The sequence below is a fragment of the Mesorhizobium norvegicum genome, from assembly GCF_004919685.1.
GTDB classification, from domain to species: domain Bacteria; phylum Pseudomonadota; class Alphaproteobacteria; order Rhizobiales; family Rhizobiaceae; genus Mesorhizobium; species Mesorhizobium norvegicum.
In genome coordinates, this window is record NZ_SMYZ01000004.1 from 15,996 (window position 1) to 33,120 (window position 17,125).

The window sequence follows — 17,125 nt, forward strand, 5'->3', positions numbered from 1 at the left end:
TTGCCGGGTGGCCTACCCGAAGTCAGGCCACCCGGTCGAAGATAGCAAACGGGAACAGACCGATCAGAATTTCGCCATCCAGCCCTTCTGAGCGGCGGCGGCGGCTTGTTCGGGAGACTGCTCGCCGGCCAGCATCTTCTGGGCTTGCACGTCGAACTGGGTCATCAGGTCTTCAGCCACCGGCAGGCCCGTGAACTCATTGGCGAGATAACCGGTCTTGAAGATTTCAAAAGCCTTGCCGAAAGCCTTGTCCGAGGTCACGAAGTCGGGCTTGGCGTTGACGTTGCCCGGGAAGGCGTTTGCAAGCGACACGAGCTTGGCGTTCACCTTTTCACTCATCAGATATTGGACGAGTTTCCAGGCCTCTTCCTGATGTTTCGAGGCAGCAGAGATGCCGATGCCCCAGGAGGCATAGGGAAGGCCGCGCTTGCCGGTATAGTTTTCCACCACCGGGACCGGGATGAGGTCGAAGTTCAGCTTGGGATTGCGCTTGCGGATGAGGTTCACATGCGCGAGCGAGTCGATCATCATTCCGACGCGGTCGTTGACGAACTCCTCGACCTTTTCCTGCTCGGTCTTTGTGGCGATGCCGGGCGAGATGGTGCCGGCGTCGTTGAGTGATTTGACGAAGGTGAGCATATCCACCACCGGTTTGCCCTCAAGGTCCGGCTTGCCGTTCGCCATCATCGACTGACCCGAAGCCCAAACCCACGACATCATGTCGTTCTGGACGCCGGATGGCGTTTGCAGCGACAGGGGCAGCACCCAGCCATACTGGTTCTTGTCGGCCTTCGTCATCTTCTTGGCGGCTTCGAGAAACTCCGCACGGGTCGACGGCAGCTTGGTCACGCCTGCCTGGGCGGCGAGGTCCAAATTCACGAAGACCGGATAGACGAAGGAAGCCACGGGAAACATCACCGCCTTGCCATCCACCTTGATGATGTCCGCGACCTGGCTCTTGTCGAAACCGCTCGCATCCATCATCGGGTTCATGTCGGCGAGTGCGTTCTGCGCATTCAGATTGTTCACCCAGGCACCGTCGAGACCGACGACGTCGCTGAGCGTTCCGGTTGCAGCACCAACCGAGATCTGGTCCCGCGTGGTCGCGTAGGGGCCGCTGACCAGCGTCACCTTGACTCCGGGGTTTGCGGCCTCGAAGTCATCCATGATTGCCCTGAGCGAGCCAGCCGGCAATTCGGGCTCCCACCATTGGGTGAATTCCAGCGTCGTGTCCGCCATGGCGCCGGTTGCGCCAAGCAACCATGCGGCCGCGGCTATTTTCAGCATCGCGGGTTTAATACGAAACATCATTTTCTCCTCCTTCTTTGGGATCGACCGCACAATGCGGACGATCGTCTGGTTATTCAGAAGTCTTCTTGCGCAGGCGCCTCACCCTCGCCTGCGGGCCTTGCCGCGGATATTCAGATCGCCAGATGCGTCTCGGGATCGAAGAAATGGAGCTTGGTGTCATCCAGGGCCAACCGGATTTCCGAGCCGGAGCGGACTGTGCTGACCGGTTCGAATTTCGCCACCGCGTTCGACGCCAGGCCGAAATCCTGGACTGCGTCCGGGTCGCCGGAGTCCACTCGGACCGTGTCGATGTTGAGATGGACGATTTGTTCGGATCCAAGTTCTTCGATCGAGGTCACCTTTGCCGGTATCGTCTGATACTTGCGGCCGGATTCGAGGCTGCTGTCATAGAGATCCTCCGGTCGTATCCCGAACACGACCTTGCGCCCCGCATACGACCTCAAGCCCGGCCTGCGCACGAAGGCTGCATCCTGCAGCCGGATGGCTAAGGCGCCGGACATCAGTTCGTCACCCGTCAGGGTCGCCTCGAAAAGGTTCATAGAAGGAGACCCGATGAAGCCGGCAACGAAGGCGTTCACCGGCGATTCATAGAGCCTCTTGGGTGTGTCGACCTGCTGCAGCACGCCGCCTTTCAACACCGCGACCCTGTCGCCCATCGTCATGGCTTCGGTTTGGTCGTGGGTCACATATATGGTCGTGACGCCGAGCTGCTTTTGCAGGCTGGTGATTTCGGCGCGCATTTGAACACGCAGTTTCGCGTCCAGATTGGAAAGGGGTTCGTCCATGAGAAAGGCTGCCGGCTCGCGCACCATGGCGCGCCCCATGGCAACCCTTTGACGCTGTCCGCCTGAAAGATTCGCGGGCTTGCTGTCCAGCAGAGACGTCAGTTGAAGGGTTTTGGCGATCTCATCCACGCGCTTCTTGCGCTCGGCCTTCGACTTGCCTGCCAGCCGCATCGAAAAGCCGATGTTTTCGAACACCGTCATATGCGGGTAGAGGGCGTAGCTCTGGAAGACCATCGCGATGTCGCGGTCCTTGGGCGGCATGTCGACGACGTCGACGCCGCCGATCCGAAGGCTGCCGCTGGTGACGTCCTCCAATCCCGCGATCATCCGCAACGCGGTGGATTTGCCACAGCCAGAAGGCCCGACGAGAATCAAGAACTCGCCGTCCTCGACCGACAGGTTCAATTGGTCGATTGCGTGAAAATTGTTCCCGTATGTCTTGCAGATATTCTCAAGAACGACTTCTGCCATATTCCTCCCTCCACAAGTCTAAGCCACTGATTTTTATGATTGTCCTCGGCCTATGTTCACCTGCGAAATATTTCTTCGGATAGTTCGGGCTATGTTCCGGTATCGAGCCGCGCATATTTGAGTTCGACTGCCGACGGCGCGCTCGTCGATGCCAGGAGTTCCGTGACCTGGTCGTCGGTCGGAAGCGCCTCGCGCCCGCCCCGCCCCGTTATCGAAAGGGCCGCCGCCGCGGCCGCGAATGCGACCCGGCCTGCGGTGTCGGCACCGCGCGTCAATGCATGGGCATAGGCGCCGTGAAAGCAGTCACCGGCGCCGGTCGAGTCGACGACGGCAACCCGGTGCGGAGGCAGGTGCCAGAGCCCTGTCTCATCGCGTCCGCGATAGTACACGCCCCTGCCGCCATCGGTCAGAACCACGGCGGATCGCGACGGCGACCACAATGCATCGAGCATCTCGGTGGGCGATCGGCAGCCCGTAGCGGTCCGCGCAAAGCCGAGCGGAAGAATGAGGTGGTTGCAGAGCCCGATCAGCCGCTCCGTGGCTGGGCCGCTGCTCCATTCGATATCGCCGAGGATCGCAAGGCCGAGATCGCTAGCCCGAGCCACGACATCCATCGACCGGATCGCGTAACTATCGACGATCAGGACGGTCGCCCGGTTGAGGACCTCGTCTGAGAAATCCGGCGTGGTGCCCAGCATCGCGTCGTCGTCATATGCGATGAACCGCTCTCCGTCCGAGCCGACGGTGATGCGTGAGCGCACCGGGCGTGCGTGGGCGTGGCGTGGCGCGAACGCGGTTTCAACACCGCTCTCAATGAGATCGCACAGCACGGCGTCGTCCGCGGCATTGCCCAGCCATCCGACGAACCCGGCGCTTCCGCCGAGCCGCGCGACGGCGGCAAGCGCCGTCGCGACATTTCCCCCGAAAGCTCGGGCACTTTGCAGAACCTTCCCCTTACCCGCCGACAACGGCTGATCGACATAGACGATGTCGTCGATCGCAATAGCGCCGAAGCCGAGGATTGAAGGGACGGCGGGCATCGTTCAGGCCCCCGCCTTCGCCAGGGCGTCTTGCGCCGAAAGGCCGTCATGGATGACGCCCCGAAAGGCAATCGCTGCCTTTTCCGGATCGCCATGCCCCCAGAGATTGCGGCCCACCACGGCACCGCGCGCGCCGGCACGGATGGCGTCCGCCGTTTGCTGAAGGGCGCCGAGCAGCGTGTCGGTCTTCGGACCACCGGCGATCACAACCGGCACCGGGCAGGTCCGAACGGTCTCTTGAAACGACTCGAAATCGCCCGTGTAACCGATCTTGATCACGTCGACGCCGGACTCGTAGCCGATGCGTGCCGCATAGGCGATCTCGTCGGGGGTGAAGACGATTTTTGCCCCGTCGGTGAAATCGCGAGGGTAGATATGCGCCACCACCGGCATGCCGTAACGGGCCGCCGCATTCACCGAATCGGTCAGCCAGCGTATGTATTTGCCCTCGGTCGCGCCGCGCACCGGAATGGCCACGGCCAACGCATCGGCGCCAGCGCGCACCGCATCCTCGGGCGTTGCAATCAGTTCACTGATGCGATCGTCTGGGGTGAAGCAGCCGGCCTGGATCACCAGGGAAGCCTTGCCCGCGTATTGCGGCCACAGATGACGCGCGGTGCCAGGCTGGATGCTGACATAGTCGGGTTTGCCTACCATGACGCGTGCAAGCGCGCCCGGCAGGTCGGCAAGACCTCCTTTGCGCACGTCGCCATAGCCGACAAAGTGGTCGACCGCGCCGCCAAAAAGATTCCCCGATGGATGTGAGAAGAGGCGCGCCAGGCGCACCTTGGTTCCGAGGCTCATGAGTCCAAAACTCTCCAATCGATTGATTTAAAAACCCTGGACCCAGTGTTTGCGAAAGAAATGACAAATGCAATCTTTCGAAAGCTTTCGAATTCGCATATTTTTGGTAGAGTGAACCGAGGCCAAAGCGATCGCTTGGCGCATGGAGGCAAGGACAGGGCAATGTTGTCAGAGCAGAGACGCCAATCGATCCTGGGTGAAGTGCAACGCAGCGGACAGGTGCGCATCAAGGACCTGTCAGACGATTTTGGCGTGTCGGAAGTCACGGTGCGCTCCGACCTCGAGATACTGGACCGCAAGGGACTGCTGACCAAGACCCGTGGAGGCGCGGTGACCCGGACCACAGATTCGACCACGGCCGCGTTCGCCCGGCGAATGCAAACAAACCTCGATGCAAAGAAACGCATCGCCCGGGCAGCGGTAGAACTGTTCGAGGACAACCAATCGGTCATCTTCGACGGCGGCTCGACATTGATGCAGGTTGCCATGCTGTTACCGCCGCTCAGCAATGTCGTGGTCGCGGCCACGGCGATGAATATCGTGCAGCATCTGATGCATCGGCCCGGGCTCGACGTTCACATGATCGGTGGCCGGGTCTATCCAGACACGGTGAGCACGCTGATCACCGATGCCGACACGGCTCTCGGCGGCTTGGTAGCGCATCAGGTCTTTGTTGGAGCGCATGCGATTGACTCGTCACTGGATGTGGTCGACGTGAACGAAGACATGGCGCGAACGAAGCGAAACCTCGTGCGCATGGCCCGGCGCGTTGTCCTCCTTGCGGATTCGAGCAAATGGGGCGTCAGCGGGACCTCCAAGGCCTTTTCGCTGTCGAGCGTCGATGTTGTGATCACCGACGATGGCCTGTCCGGCCCGATACGCAGCCAGCTTGATAGGACCGGGGCCAAGGTGATCTATGCCTGACCCGGTCGCGGTCCCTGGCCGCGACGGAAATATCCAGTGCGCTCACAACCCACGGGATCCGCATCGGCGGTCGGCCGTTTTTTCACGTCGGTCATTTTCTCCTCCTAGGGCTGGCAGCCTCCGGATATCGCGCCAGCATTTTCGCATGTTGTATAAAAATTTTACGCGCGTCAATATTTAAAATGTTGTATAGCCCTTTGCGAAAGTGATCCGTTACCTCTGGACGGATCCGGCATGCCATGAGCGCATTGGGAGGTACGATCGAAAATGCACGGGATATCAACGACCAAACTCGGAATCGGCGTCATCGGATGCGGCAATATCTCGATGACCTATCTGCGCAATGCCGCCCTCTTCGGCGGCATCGAATTGCGCGCCTGCGCCGACATCTCGGCCGACATGGCGGCGGTGCGGGCCAAGGAATATGGCATTCGGGCACTCGGCGTCGATGCGTTGCTGGCCGACCCCGAGATCGATCTTGTCCTCAACCTGACCATTCCGGCGGCGCATTTCGACATTTCGTTTGCCGCGCTTTCGGCCGGCAAGCACGTCTTCACCGAAAAGCCGCTCGCCACTTCGGCCGCCGATGGACAGCGCCTGGTCGACGAGGCGCGGTCGCGCGGCCTGCTGCTCGGCTCGGCGCCCGACACCTTCCTCGGTGCCGCTGGACGCCGCGCCCGCCGGCTGATGGACGAGGGCGCCATCGGCCGCCCGGTCACCGGCACCGCCTTCATGATGGGGCGCGGCATGGAGCACTGGCATCCCAACCCGCAATTCTACTACCAGCCGGGCGGCGGCCCGGTGTTCGACATGGGTCCCTACTACCTGACCATGCTGGTCAATCTGCTCGGCCCGGTCGAGCGTGTCATGGCGATGGCGACGCGCGGCCAGGAGGAGCGGCTGATATCAGCCGACGGGCCGTTCAAGAACACCACATTCAAGGTCGGCACGCCGACCAACGTGCTGTCGCTGCTCGAATTCCGCTCCGGTGCGACCGTCACCTTCGGCGCGTCGTGGGATGTCTTTCGCCACTCCAACCACCCGATCGAGCTGCACGGCACGGAGGGCTCGCTGCGCCTGCCCGACCCCGACACGTTCGGCGGCACGGTGTCGCTGTCGGAACGCGGCGCCGAGTGGAAGGATTTTGCCAGCGAGGGCGAGCTCTACGGCGCCCGCAACTGGCCTTACGCGGCACCCGATCGCGCCAACTACCGCATGCTCGGCGTCGCCGATCTGGTGCGTTCGCTTCAGACCGGCAACACGCCACGCGCCTCCGGCAGCCTCGCGCTGCATGTGCTGGAGATCATGGAGGCGATCCTGCGCTCCGGTGAAACACAGGGCTCGGTCGCCGTCTCAGGCGATGTCGTCCAGCCGATCCTGCTGACCGACGAAGAGGCAAGCGACCTGCTGGCCTGAGGATATGATCATGACGCTCGATCCGGATGCGCTGCGCGTCCTCGAAATCGGTCGTGCAGCCGGCGGTGAGCCGTTCGAGACAGGCAGCGTGGCGACGGCGCGCGCCGCCTACAACGCCTCGTTCCCGACGCTACAGGGCGATCACGAGCCGGTCGCAACGACCTTGGAACAGCAGATCGACGGGCCGGACGGCCCCATCACTTTGCGTATCCATCGCGGCATCGGCGCGCCGCCAAGCGGGGCGCCGGCGCTGCTCTATCTGCATGGCGGCGGCTGGGTCATCGGCAATCTCGATTCGCATGACGAGATCTGCCGCCTGATGGCCAATCTCGGCGGCGCCGTCATTGTCTGCCCCGACTACCGCCTGGCGCCGGAACACAAATTTCCCGCCGGGCTCGGGGATTGCGTGGCAACCCTTCGTTTCATGGCCGAGAATGCGGCCGATCTCGGCATCGACAAGGCGCGCATCGGCGTGGCCGGCGACAGTGCCGGCGGCAACCTCGCCGCCGTGCTGGCGCTGCTCGCCCGCGACGGGCTTGCGCCGTCCCTTGCGGCGCAGATCCTGATCTATCCCAACACCGATGCGCGGCAGACATCGGACAGCTACCGGCGTTTCGGCGACGGCTTCGGCCTCACCGCAACCACCATGTCCTGGTTCCGCGACCACTATGTGCGAACGCCCGACGACATTCTGGACTGGCGCGTCTCGCCCTTGCTGGCGCCTGATCTTGCCGGCGTCGCGCCGGCTTTCGTGGCGCTGGCCGGCTGTGACATCCTCGCCGACGAAGGGGCAGCTTACGCAGCGCGCCTGCAAGCCGCGGGCGTGCCTGTGATCCCGCGGCAGTGGCTGGGCCAGATCCATGGCTTCGTCTCGATGGGACGCCATATTCCCGCTGCTCGGCAAGCCGTGGCCGAGGCGGTGGCTGCCTGGCGCCACTTCGAGAGGGGTCGCTGACGCTCAGGCCGACTGACGCATCACCAGGGTGGCGCCGAGCTTGACGGTGCGTGCCATGCCCTGCTTTGGCGGGTCGGCCTCGTCCAGCAAGGCCAGCAGGATCTCGACACTGCGGCCGGCCATGGCAGTGAAATCCTGCGCCATGGTGGTCAGCGCCGGACAGGTGTAGCGGCTCAGCGGATGATCGTCGTGTGCTGCAACGCGCAGATCGCAATCGGGCCTGCGGCCGACCTTCAGGCCTCGCGAATACGCGGCCGCCATCACGCCAAAGGCGAGACGATCGTTGGCGCACAGGATGGTGCGGCCAGGCAAGGTGCCGGCCTCCAGCATTTTTTCCGTCTGCTCGTAGCCGATGCGTTCGAAGTCCCACGTGTAATCGCGCGCGGCCTCGATGACGACCGGCTTGAAGCCCGCGGTCTCCATCGCAAGGATGTAGCTTTCCTGGCGTTCGCCGGAGTTGTGGTTGACATGCGGAATGTCGAGATAGGCCGGCGGCTCGCCCGAGCGGCAGAGATAGTCGACGATGGTCGACACGCTCTGCCGGTTGTCGTTGCCGACGAACGGCGTATCGCCCTCGATATAGGTGTCGAAATAGACGATCGGAATGTCCTGCCCGAGCTTGTCGAAGACGCTGCGGTCGGAGGCCAGGCCGAGCGGGGCGATGATCGCGCCGGCGACCTTCAGCGATAGCAGCGTCCTGACCGACTCCGCCTCCAGCTTCGGCGAGCCATGCGAGGAGATGACGATCGGCCAGTAGCCCTCGTCACGGCAGCGAAATTCGATGCGGCTGACCATCTCGGCGTAGAACGGATCGGTGATCGTCGGCACGACGATGCCGATGTTGCGGGTGCGCTTGCGGTTGAGATTGCGTGCGAAAAGGTTCGGCTGATAATCCGAGGAGCGCAGGGCAGCTTCGATGCGCGCTCGCGTCGCCGGCTTCACGCTCGCCGGATCGTCGAAATATTTGGACAGCGTCGGCCGAGACACGCCACATGCCTGGGCGAAGTCATCCATCGTGCGGTGCGTCTTCTCCGCCATCGATATGTCAGGTCCCTTCCCCATTCGCCTGCCGGACCGATCCGGCCGTCACAGTCATGCGGCCGTTGCCCGGGAGCGGCAATGCTTGACCGAACTTATTCAGTCAAATTTTCACAGTTCCCAATACAATGCAAAAACATTACGTACGTCAAATTATTTATTGACGCCCTGAAATCAATAGGCGCATCGATGCAAGCACTAGGCGATCGTAACAGGGGGTATCACGCCAAAGGCCAGGGATGCTGATTGGCGGGTGACAGGAGTGCGAGAGATCCAAGCCAGCGCAACGGGCGGGCATGCGCGGCGCCGTGAAGAAGCGGTTAACGTGCGGCGCGGGCTTCTCCGGTGTGTGGGCGTGGTCGGGCCGTGAAATGGCGCGCAATCTGCTGGGACGGCAGCAGTCAATCGGGAGGCGCACGCGGCGCCTCCCGATCGCAAATTATCATTCGATCATTCGCCGCGCATCGTCGCCTGGAAGGTCGGCAGGTGCTTCTTCTGGGCTTCGAGCATGCGCTCGCGATAGACGCCGTAGATGACGTCGGTGTCGTGCAGCGTCACGCCGGCAATCGTCGGCGAGGCGAAGACCGGCAGCTCGATGCCGCGCTTGGCGAGCTGCTCGGCCGTGCGCGCGATCAGCTCATGCGCCAGGATCATGGCGAGCACGGTCGACGAACCGGAGACCGGACGGCTCCAGCCTTCGACCGGCACGATCGCGTCCTCGATCGGCGAACAAGTGTCGATGACGAGGTCGGCCGCATCGGCGAGCCGCTTGCCGGAGGAGTGCGTCGCCGGCTTGTCGAGATTGTTCTTGCTGGTCACCGCGACGACGAAGATGCCGCGCTTCTTGGCATAGAGTGCGGTGTCGATGCCGGACGAGTTGCGGCCGCTGTGACCGAAGATGATGATCGAGTCGCCCTTGTTGAGCGGCTGGTGGTCGAGGAATTTTTCGGCGTATTTCTCGGTCCGCTCCAACCACAGCAACTCGCGCACGCCGCCAGCGCCAAGCACGTTGTGCCACATGACGCGCGGGTCGGTCAGCGGGTTGAAACCGACAAAGCTGCCGTAGCGCGGGAACACTTCCTGCACCGGCAGCACCGAATGGCCGGACCCGTAGAGATGGACCAGCCCGCCGCCCTCGAGCGTGTCGGCAAAGCGGCTGGCGGCCTGGCCAAAGGCTTCTTCGTTGGCTTTCGCCGCCTGGTCGATGAGGGCGGCGAGACGGTGGATGTAGAGATCGGACACGTGGGTACTCCTGTTTAAGTGTCGGCTTGGGATGGATCAGCTTCTTGGGGTTGACGGGACGCGCCCGGCGCGCAGCGTCGAGCGGATTTCGTAGCGGTCGCCCCGCATGATGGAGACGGTGAATTCGAAGGGACCGCGCTCGTCGGTGGTGATGCGCTCGACCACGAAGGCGGGACTTCCAACCGGGAGATCGAGCAGTTCGGCATCCGCCGCACCGACCGCGCCGACGCGATAATTCTCGCGCGCCGCGACCGGCACGATGCCGTAATGACGCTCCAGCGCCTCGTAGAGCGATCCCTGCAGCAGGCCGGCGTCGAGGAAACCCGGCACGCGCACGGCCGAGAGCTGCGCCGTCTGGATGCCGATCGGCTCGTTGTTGCCGAGCCGCAAGCGGCGGATGCGCACCACCGGATCGCCCTCCTCGATCTCCAGCGCGCCGGCCGCCGCGGCATTGGCCGTGGTCAGGCCGCAATCGAGCAGGCGCGAGCCGGCGACCACGCCCATATTGCCCATCTCCTGGGTGAAGCTGGTCAGCTCGCGGGTGCCGGCGACCAGCGTGGTCGAGCGCACGAAGGTGCCGCGGCCATGCTCGCGCCGCAGCAGCCCGGCCTCCTCGAGATTGCGCAAGGCGTGGCGCAGCGTGATGCGGCTGACCCCGAACAAGGCGCACAGCCTGTCTTCGGCCGGGATCTGGTCGCCTGTCGCCCATTCGCCGCTCTTGACGATGGCGCGGATCGCTTCCTCGACCTGATACCAGAGCGGCTCCGGTCGTCTGCGATCCGGTTGCTGAAAGCTCGCTTCGCTCATCGCACCTGCCTCCACTCTCTTCCCGCCAGCCCGGCCAGCGCCGCCCCGACCAGACCCGCGCGAGAACCGAACTGACCGGGCCGCAGAACAATCTGCTTGAGATGTGGCGGCAGGTGCCGCTGCATCGCGGCAAGCAGCGACGGCCGTATCATGTCCAGCGCATCCGCCAGGCCACCGGAAATCAGCACCGCCTGCGGATCGAGCAGCGCGACAGCGCCGGCGAGCGCAGTGCCGAGCCGACGCGCCGGCGCCTCCAGTGCGGCAAGTGCCGCCTTCTCGCCGCCCCGGGCGGCGTCGATCAGCCTGCCGCCATCCGCCAAGCCGATCTGTTGTGCCAGGGCGTCGAGCGCCCGGCCGGACGCGACGCGCTCCAGCCAGCCGCTGCGCTCCTCGCCCGCATCCTCGATGTCGGCGCAGGCCCAGCCGAACGAGCAGGCGCCGCCACGGGCGCCTGCGACGATGCGGCCGTTGGCCAGCACGGCCGAGCCGATGCCGGTGCCGATCGCCAGCAGGATCGCGTCGGACATGCCTTTCGCACTGCCTTCGACGGCTTCCGCGAGCATGGCGATCTGCGCGTCATTGCCAAGCGCGATGCGCAGGCCCGGAAACAGTCTCGCGACGTCGACGCCGTCCAGCCAGGGCAGGTTCGGAACCCAGCGGCAGATCGAGCCTTCGACCAGGCCGGGCACCGCGATGCCCAGCGCCTCCACCGCCCCCGCCTCGGCGCACAGCGCGCGGATGCGGACGACAAAGGCGTCGAGGCTCGCAGGTGCGGCCTCGCGGCTCAGCGCCTCCAGCATGCGCACATCGCCGGTGTGGACGGCGACGCGCAGATTGGTGCCGCCGAGATCGATGGCCAGAACCCGCGTCATCGGCCAGGCCCCTTGCGGAACGGCGGCGAGAACAGACCGCTGCCCGCATTCCACGAATGCGACGCCGCCGCGAAGGCCTGCGCATGGCGCGTGCCGCGCAGGCAGCCGCGCAGCCGGTAGAGCGCGCTGTAATAGTCGACATAGGGAAAGCTGCTCAGGCCGCGCGCCAGCTCGTATTCCTTGACCGCTTCGCTCCAGGCCTCGAAGCCGTCGCTGACATCGACGAGATGCTCCGGGCGGAAACCGTCATCGTCCTCCCAGTTCTCGCCGAACAAAAGCAATTGCGGCGTATGCGCCGCATGGTCGCTCGCAACAGTCGGCAGTGCGGCGAAGAAGATACCGGTCTGCGTCAGATGCGCGGCGGCGCGATGGTCCTTGTGCCAGCTGCCGTGCCAATGGGTGATGACGATCTCCGGTCTGAGCTCGCGAATGACGTCGCACACCTCAAGCGCCGTCTGGTCGTCTGAAGGCAGGAAGGCGTCGCGCAGGCCAAGGCTGCGCACCTTGACGCCGAGGCGTGTGGCCGCCCTGCCCGCTTCCTCTTCCTTCTGCACGCAATAGTGCTCGGGGATGAGGCAGGGGTGACCCTGTTCGCCCATGGTCAGGTGCAGGAAGGTCACGGTCGCACCGCGCTTGACCGTGGCGGCCGCCAGCGGGCCGGCGATGACCTCGGCATCGAAGGCGTGCGCGCCCACCACCAGGATGGAGCTTGCGGCGTAGATCCTGTCTTCGATCATTTCATGCCTCCCCCGGCGCCGACGCCTTCGCGAATCTGGCGGGCGAGCAGACAATACATGATCAGGATGGGCGCCATGGAGATCGCCAGCGAGGCAAACACCAGGCCCCAGTCGGTGCGGAACTGGCCGACAAAGACGCTGATCGCCAGCGGCACGGTCTTGTAGCGGTCGTCGAAGATGAAGATCAGCGGGAAGAAGAAGTCGTTCCACACCGCGATGGCGGTGAAGATGGCGACGATCGACACCGCCGGCTTCACCATCGGCAGGATGATCTGGAACAGGATGCGGACCTCGCCGGCGCCATCCATGCGCGCCGCCTCATCGAGTTCGGAGGGCAGCACGCGCATGAAGTTGGCGAAGATGAAGACGGCGAAGGGAATGCGGATCGCCGAATAGACGAGGATCAGCCCGGTGAGCGAATCGAGCAGGTCGAGATTGCGCATCAGCGTGAACAATTCGACCGAGGCCAACCGGATCGGCAGCATGATGCCGGCCAGGAACAGGCCGAGCATGATGCCGTTCCAGCCCAGCCGGTAGCGGCTGAGCGGATAGGCGGCCATGGCCGAGACGACGATGGTCAGCACCACCGCACCGCCGGTGACGATCAGGCTGTTGACGAAGTTCTGGCCGAGGTGAGCACGCGTCCAGGCGTTGACGAAATTGTCGAAGGCAAAGCTTTTGGGCAGGCCGAGCCGGTTGTCGTAGATCTCCGCCGTGGTCTTGAAACAAGAAACGACGAGGATGTAGAGCGGCAGCAGAACGGCAGCCGTCCACACGACCAGCACGGTCCATCCAGGCAGCCGCGCCAGCCGTGGCGAGATCGCAAACCTCTGCGAGTTCACCAGCGCGCTCATAGCTGCACCGTGCGGCGATCGAAGAAGCGCAGCATCATCAGCGTGCCGATGCTGAGGATCAGGAACAGCATGGTGCCCAGCGCCAGTGCCAGGCCGATATCGGTGATGCCGACAGCGCCCTCCGCGCCGAAGGCCAGCCGGTAGAAATAGGTCACCAGCGTGTCGGTCGAATAGCTCGGATTGCCCTGCACGCCCTGCATCACATAGACGATGTCGAACTGGTTGAAGGTGTTGATGAACGACAGCGTCGTCAGCGTGCCGATGGCCGGCATCAGCAACGGCAGTGCGATCGACAACAGCATGCGCGCATCGCCGGCGCCATCGAGCTTTGCCGCCTCGAAGATCTGGCCAGAGATTTGTCTCAAGCCAGCTGTATAGATCAGCACCGGCAGGCCCATCCAGTTCCAGGCATCGACCGCGATCAGCATCCAAAGCGCCGTGTAGCTGTTGCCGAGCACGGTCAGGCTGCCCTGATGCAGGCCGAGCCCGTTGAGCGCCCATTCGGCGACGCCGCCCGGCGCCAAAAGCAGGCGCCACAGCGCGCCGACGATGACCGGGCTCAGCACCGCCGGGAAGAAGAACACCGACTGGAAGAAGGCAGCCCCCTTGTCGCGCAGGAACAGCAGCCAGGCGAACAGCAGGCCGATGCCGTTCTGAAAGACCATGATGCCGAAGAACCAGGCGGTGTTGTGCCACAGCGCGCCATAGAGCCGGGCGCCGCTGGGGAAGACGAACAGGCGCGAGAAATTCGACAGGCCGGCGAATTCGACCATGCGCAAGCCCTTCCAGAGGAAGAAGCTGCCCCACAGCGACATCGCCAAGGGATAGAGGACGAACAGCGCATAGACCGCCAGCGCCGGCAGGATGAAAAGCACGGCCATGCGCTGCTGCGTGCGACGAAGGCTGCTTTTGCGGCGAGGGTGAACCATGCGATGTCTGTCCGAACGAGAGGCCGGCCGCGACGCGACCGGCCCGGCTCCTTACTGCTTCGGCTTGAACCAGGTGGCGACAGCGGCCTGCATGTCGGCCGCCAGCTTCTCCGGCGCGATATTGCCTTCGACCATGTCGATGATCTCCGACTGCAGGACAGAGGAGGCCGTCGGAGATTGCCAGCGGAAGCCAACCAGCGTCAGGTAGGGCGTCGAATTCTTCGACATCTCCATCATCTCAGCCAGCACCTGGTCCTTCACCGTGACATCGGTGCGGGCCGGCGGCCAGCCGAGCTCATCGGCGAAAGCTTGAGCGAACTCGGCCGAGGCCATGAAGCCCAGCACCTTGGTCGCGGCCTCCTTGTTGGCGCTTTCGGAGACGAGGCCATAGGAGCCGTCGGAGAAGGCCGAGGTGTAGAGTTTTGCCCCCGCATCATCGGCGGGGAACGGGAAGATCGAGAATTTCAGCTTCGGGTTCTGCGCCTTGAAACTGCCATTCTCGAACGAGCCGCCGAGGAACATCGCCGCCTTGCCGCCGATGAACTGCTGCGTTGCGGTGGTGTAGTCGATGGCGGCGAAACCATCGGGGAAATAAGGCTTCAACTCGGCGAAGCGCTTTAGTGCCGCGACATAGCGTGGATCCTCGAACGTCGCCTTGCCGGCCATCATCTCGTCGTAGAAGCCGGGACCGTAGACGGTGGGCCCGACGACACCGACGCCGATCTCCAGTTCCCAGGCCGAGCCATTGGCGCCGCCGGTGGCGATCGGCGTGATGCCCGCCGCCTTCAGTCTGTCGCAGGCGGCGACGAAATCCTTGTAGGTCTTGGGTATCTCGATGCCCTGGGCGGCAAAGATGTCCTGGTTGTAGAAGACGCCCATCATCGGCACCGAATAGGGCACGCCATAAACTTTGCCGTCGGTGCGGCCGCGCGCGCCGCCAAGCGCCGCGTCCGCCATGTTCTTCAATTCCGGCACGCTGTCGTCGAGCGCATCGAGATAGCCGGCATCGACGAAAGGCTGCAATTCGCCATAGGCCTTGAGCTGGGCGATATCAGGCCCGCGGCCGCCGCGCAGCGCCGTGCTCAGCCGGTTCTGGTAATCGGCATCCGGCGTGAACTGGATGTTGACCTTGATACCCGGATTCTTGGCCTCGAAGGCATCGAAGATGCGGCGCATCGCGGCTTCGTCCTCGGTGCGCCAACTCCACAGCGTCACGGTGCTGTCGGCCTTGGCCGGCACGGTGGTGAAGGCGCCGGCGCAGACGGCGGCAAGGCCGCCGATCAGGCCAAGTGCGGCGCGTCGGTGAATTGAAAGCATGCTCATTGCCAGTCTCCCATTGTTCTCAGTCTTTGGCGTCTCGCGACGCTTCGGCACCACGAAAGAGTCAATAGCTCGGGGAAAGTCATTATAACGACATAGCGCTATTCGCAAGAGGTCTGGCGCGTTTGCGAAGCGGCGACTGTAGCCTCTTTTGCTCAAGTGTTAGTCATAACATACTGTTAAACATTAATAAATTTCCCATTTAAGCGGCGGCCAAGAAATTCCACTCGATGTCATCCATAGCTTTTTCACAAACAGGCACTTGCGCGATCGTCTCATGTTGTCATAACGTCATCGTGATCGATATGCCAAGTGGAGGATGAGGAATGTCTGTTGCCTGGACTTCGAAACTGGCCCTGGCCGCGAGCCTGGCGCTGCTGCCCGTCACTGGCTGGGCGCAATCGGTCAACATCTCCTATCTGACGCATTGGTCGCCCGAGACCGTCGCGCTGCTGGAAGCGGCGGCCAAGGACTATGCGAAGACCAATCCGGACGTCAGCGTCACCGTACGCGCCGTTCCGTTCGGCGATCTCCTGACCACGCTGCGCTCCCAGGGCGGCGGCTCGGACGGCCCGACCATCGGCGGCATCTACGATCTGTGGCTGCCCGAACTCGCCCATGACAAGCTTGTCGCGCCTGCCCCCGACGCGGTCGCCGGCGAGGTCAAGGGCGCCTGGCCGGCAGGCGTCGTCAGCGCCGCTTCGGTCGGCGGCAAGCTTTACGGCATTCCCAACGAGATCGACGTCTACGCGCTGAACTACAACAAGGCGCTGTTCAAGCAGGCCGGCATCGCTGCTGCCCCGAAAACCTGGGACGAGTTCAAGGACGCGGCCAAGAAGCTGACCAACAAGGATGCCGGTCAGCAGGGTTTTGGCATGATCAATTCCTGGGCGGCGGGCGTCGTCCATCCCTTCGCCTCGCTGCTGGTGTCCAACGGCGGCGACCTGGTCAAGGACGGCAAGCCGGTGCTGGACAGCCCGCAGGCCGCCGAGACCTTCCAGCTCTACGAAGAGCTGATCAAGTCGGGCGCCAGCGTGCCGGCCATGGCCACGGCCGACGCCAACACCACAGGCCCGTTCCTAGACAATTTCGTCTCGGGCAAGACCGGCATGATCATCATGGCCAATTGGTGGGAGAGCGCGCTGAAGGGCGGCATGGGCGACAAGTTCGCCGACATCGCCACCGCGCCGATCCCGGTCGGTCCAAGCGGCGACAAGCCGCATTCGATCTCCTATTCCTGGATGACCGTGGTCAACGCCAATGCCGGCGCGGCCGAGCAGAAGGCGGCATGGGATTTCCTGGCCTGGCTGAACAATCCGAAATCCGGCAAGAACGGCGCCTCGGCGATGTCCGACATCCTGATGTCGATGGGCATCCTGCCATCGCGCCTGTCCGACATCGAGACGCACAAGGAAAAGCTCGGCTCGGAATTCCTGTCCGGCTACGTCAGCGTGCTGGCCGACGCCAAACCCTTCCCGGTGGTGCCGGGCGGCCAGGAATTCAGCGAATCCCTGCAGCAGACGCTCGAAGCGTTGCAGTATGGCCAGGTCTCGGCCAAGGATGCGCAGGCGACGGCGCAGACCGACGCCACCTCTATCCTGGAGCGTGCCGCCAAGTAGA

At 63.6% G+C, this 17,125-nt stretch carries 16 protein-coding genes; 4 read left to right on the forward strand and 12 right to left on the reverse strand.

The annotated features are described in order from the left end of the window. Positions 1–63 precede the first annotated feature (63 nt). From FCU66_RS02015 to FCU66_RS02030, 4 genes are all read right to left on the reverse strand, one after another. Positions 64–1,311 carry an ABC transporter substrate-binding protein gene (locus FCU66_RS02015; RefSeq protein WP_109661866.1) on the reverse strand — a complete coding sequence of 416 codons (1,248 nt, stop codon included), beginning with the start codon at positions 1,309–1,311 and terminating at the stop codon, positions 64–66. A 110-nt stretch (positions 1,312–1,421) separates the two neighbouring features. Next, on the reverse strand, positions 1,422–2,567 hold the full coding sequence (locus FCU66_RS02020; RefSeq protein ID WP_136617541.1) for an ABC transporter ATP-binding protein: 1,146 nt from the start codon (positions 2,565–2,567) through the stop codon (positions 1,422–1,424). Positions 2,568–2,656: 89 nt separating this feature from the next. After that, positions 2,657–3,607 (reverse strand): PfkB family carbohydrate kinase, encoded by a 951-nt coding sequence (locus FCU66_RS02025; RefSeq protein ID WP_136617542.1) that lies wholly within the window; start codon positions 3,605–3,607, stop codon positions 2,657–2,659. 3 nt (positions 3,608–3,610) lie between these two features. Next, positions 3,611–4,411 carry a beta/alpha barrel domain-containing protein gene (locus tag FCU66_RS02030; protein ID WP_023777054.1) on the reverse strand — a complete coding sequence of 267 codons (801 nt, stop codon included), beginning with the start codon at positions 4,409–4,411 and terminating at the stop codon, positions 3,611–3,613. 162 nt (positions 4,412–4,573) lie between these two features. On the opposite strand from FCU66_RS02030, the gene FCU66_RS02035 reads away from it, so the two are divergent. From FCU66_RS02035 to FCU66_RS02045, 3 genes are all read left to right on the forward strand, one after another. After that, a complete protein-coding gene (locus tag FCU66_RS02035; RefSeq protein WP_127291316.1) occupies positions 4,574–5,335 on the forward strand; it encodes a DeoR/GlpR family DNA-binding transcription regulator in 762 nt (253 codons plus the stop codon). A gap of 267 nt (positions 5,336–5,602) precedes the next feature. Further along, positions 5,603–6,751: a Gfo/Idh/MocA family protein gene (locus FCU66_RS02040; RefSeq protein WP_136617543.1), complete on the forward strand. Its 1,149-nt coding sequence runs from the start codon at positions 5,603–5,605 to the stop codon at positions 6,749–6,751. Positions 6,752–6,761: 10 nt separating this feature from the next. After that, positions 6,762–7,706 (forward strand): alpha/beta hydrolase, encoded by a 945-nt coding sequence (locus tag FCU66_RS02045; RefSeq protein WP_136617544.1) that lies wholly within the window; start codon positions 6,762–6,764, stop codon positions 7,704–7,706. A 3-nt stretch (positions 7,707–7,709) separates the two neighbouring features. Here the strand turns inward: FCU66_RS02045 and FCU66_RS02050 are convergent, their stop codons facing one another. From FCU66_RS02050 to FCU66_RS02085, 8 genes are all read right to left on the reverse strand, one after another. Next, entirely contained in the window at positions 7,710–8,744 is a 1,035-nt protein-coding gene (locus FCU66_RS02050) for a LacI family DNA-binding transcriptional regulator (protein ID WP_136617545.1), read from the reverse strand. 450 nt (positions 8,745–9,194) lie between these two features. Then, entirely contained in the window at positions 9,195–9,986 is a 792-nt protein-coding gene (locus FCU66_RS02055; RefSeq protein ID WP_136617546.1) for a sugar isomerase domain-containing protein, read from the reverse strand. Between the two features lie 36 nt (positions 9,987–10,022). Further along, a complete protein-coding gene (locus tag FCU66_RS02060; RefSeq protein ID WP_136617547.1) occupies positions 10,023–10,793 on the reverse strand; it encodes a GntR family transcriptional regulator in 771 nt (256 codons plus the stop codon). Continuing rightward, entirely contained in the window at positions 10,790–11,665 is an 876-nt protein-coding gene (locus FCU66_RS02065) for an ROK family protein (RefSeq protein WP_136617548.1), read from the reverse strand. Before FCU66_RS02065 ends, FCU66_RS02060 begins: the two co-directional genes overlap by 4 nt. Next, complete coding sequence (locus FCU66_RS02070; protein WP_136617549.1) at positions 11,662–12,402, reverse strand: PIG-L deacetylase family protein; 741 nt, start codon at positions 12,400–12,402, stop codon at positions 11,662–11,664. Before FCU66_RS02070 ends, FCU66_RS02065 begins: the two co-directional genes overlap by 4 nt. Further along, positions 12,399–13,244, reverse strand: a complete 846-nt coding sequence (locus FCU66_RS02075) for a carbohydrate ABC transporter permease (RefSeq protein WP_246093724.1) — start codon at positions 13,242–13,244, stop codon at positions 12,399–12,401. The genes FCU66_RS02070 and FCU66_RS02075 overlap by 4 nt, the downstream gene beginning before the upstream one ends. 8 nt (positions 13,245–13,252) lie before the next feature. Then, positions 13,253–14,137 carry a carbohydrate ABC transporter permease gene (locus tag FCU66_RS02080; RefSeq protein ID WP_246093726.1) on the reverse strand — a complete coding sequence of 295 codons (885 nt, stop codon included), beginning with the start codon at positions 14,135–14,137 and terminating at the stop codon, positions 13,253–13,255. A gap of 99 nt (positions 14,138–14,236) precedes the next feature. Continuing rightward, complete coding sequence (locus tag FCU66_RS02085; protein ID WP_136617552.1) at positions 14,237–15,508, reverse strand: extracellular solute-binding protein; 1,272 nt, start codon at positions 15,506–15,508, stop codon at positions 14,237–14,239. Positions 15,509–15,831: 323 nt separating this feature from the next. Between FCU66_RS02085 and FCU66_RS02090 the strand changes: the two genes are divergently transcribed. Next, positions 15,832–17,124 carry an ABC transporter substrate-binding protein gene (locus FCU66_RS02090; protein ID WP_136617553.1) on the forward strand — a complete coding sequence of 431 codons (1,293 nt, stop codon included), beginning with the start codon at positions 15,832–15,834 and terminating at the stop codon, positions 17,122–17,124. Position 17,125 lies beyond the last annotated feature (1 nt).

Coding starts and splice junctions, on each gene's coding strand:
- FCU66_RS02035 (WP_127291316.1), top strand. CDS start 4,574: ATGTTGTCAGAGCAGAGACGCCAATCGATCCTGGGTGAAGTGCAACGC.
- FCU66_RS02050 (WP_136617545.1), bottom strand. CDS start 8,744: ATGGCGGAGAAGACGCACCGCACGATGGATGACTTCGCCCAGGCATGT.
- FCU66_RS02060 (WP_136617547.1), bottom strand. CDS start 10,793: ATGAGCGAAGCGAGCTTTCAGCAACCGGATCGCAGACGACCGGAGCCG.
- FCU66_RS02015 (WP_109661866.1), bottom strand. CDS start 1,311: ATGATGTTTCGTATTAAACCCGCGATGCTGAAAATAGCCGCGGCCGCA.
- FCU66_RS02030 (WP_023777054.1), bottom strand. CDS start 4,411: ATGAGCCTCGGAACCAAGGTGCGCCTGGCGCGCCTCTTCTCACATCCA.
- FCU66_RS02065 (WP_136617548.1), bottom strand. CDS start 11,665: ATGACGCGGGTTCTGGCCATCGATCTCGGCGGCACCAATCTGCGCGTC.
- FCU66_RS02085 (WP_136617552.1), bottom strand. CDS start 15,508: ATGAGCATGCTTTCAATTCACCGACGCGCCGCACTTGGCCTGATCGGC.
- FCU66_RS02090 (WP_136617553.1), top strand. CDS start 15,832: ATGTCTGTTGCCTGGACTTCGAAACTGGCCCTGGCCGCGAGCCTGGCG.
- FCU66_RS02045 (WP_136617544.1), top strand. CDS start 6,762: ATGACGCTCGATCCGGATGCGCTGCGCGTCCTCGAAATCGGTCGTGCA.
- FCU66_RS02070 (WP_136617549.1), bottom strand. CDS start 12,402: ATGATCGAAGACAGGATCTACGCCGCAAGCTCCATCCTGGTGGTGGGC.
- FCU66_RS02025 (WP_136617542.1), bottom strand. CDS start 3,607: ATGCCCGCCGTCCCTTCAATCCTCGGCTTCGGCGCTATTGCGATCGAC.
- FCU66_RS02040 (WP_136617543.1), top strand. CDS start 5,603: ATGCACGGGATATCAACGACCAAACTCGGAATCGGCGTCATCGGATGC.
- FCU66_RS02080 (WP_246093726.1), bottom strand. CDS start 14,137: ATGGCCGTGCTTTTCATCCTGCCGGCGCTGGCGGTCTATGCGCTGTTC.
- FCU66_RS02020 (WP_136617541.1), bottom strand. CDS start 2,567: ATGGCAGAAGTCGTTCTTGAGAATATCTGCAAGACATACGGGAACAAT.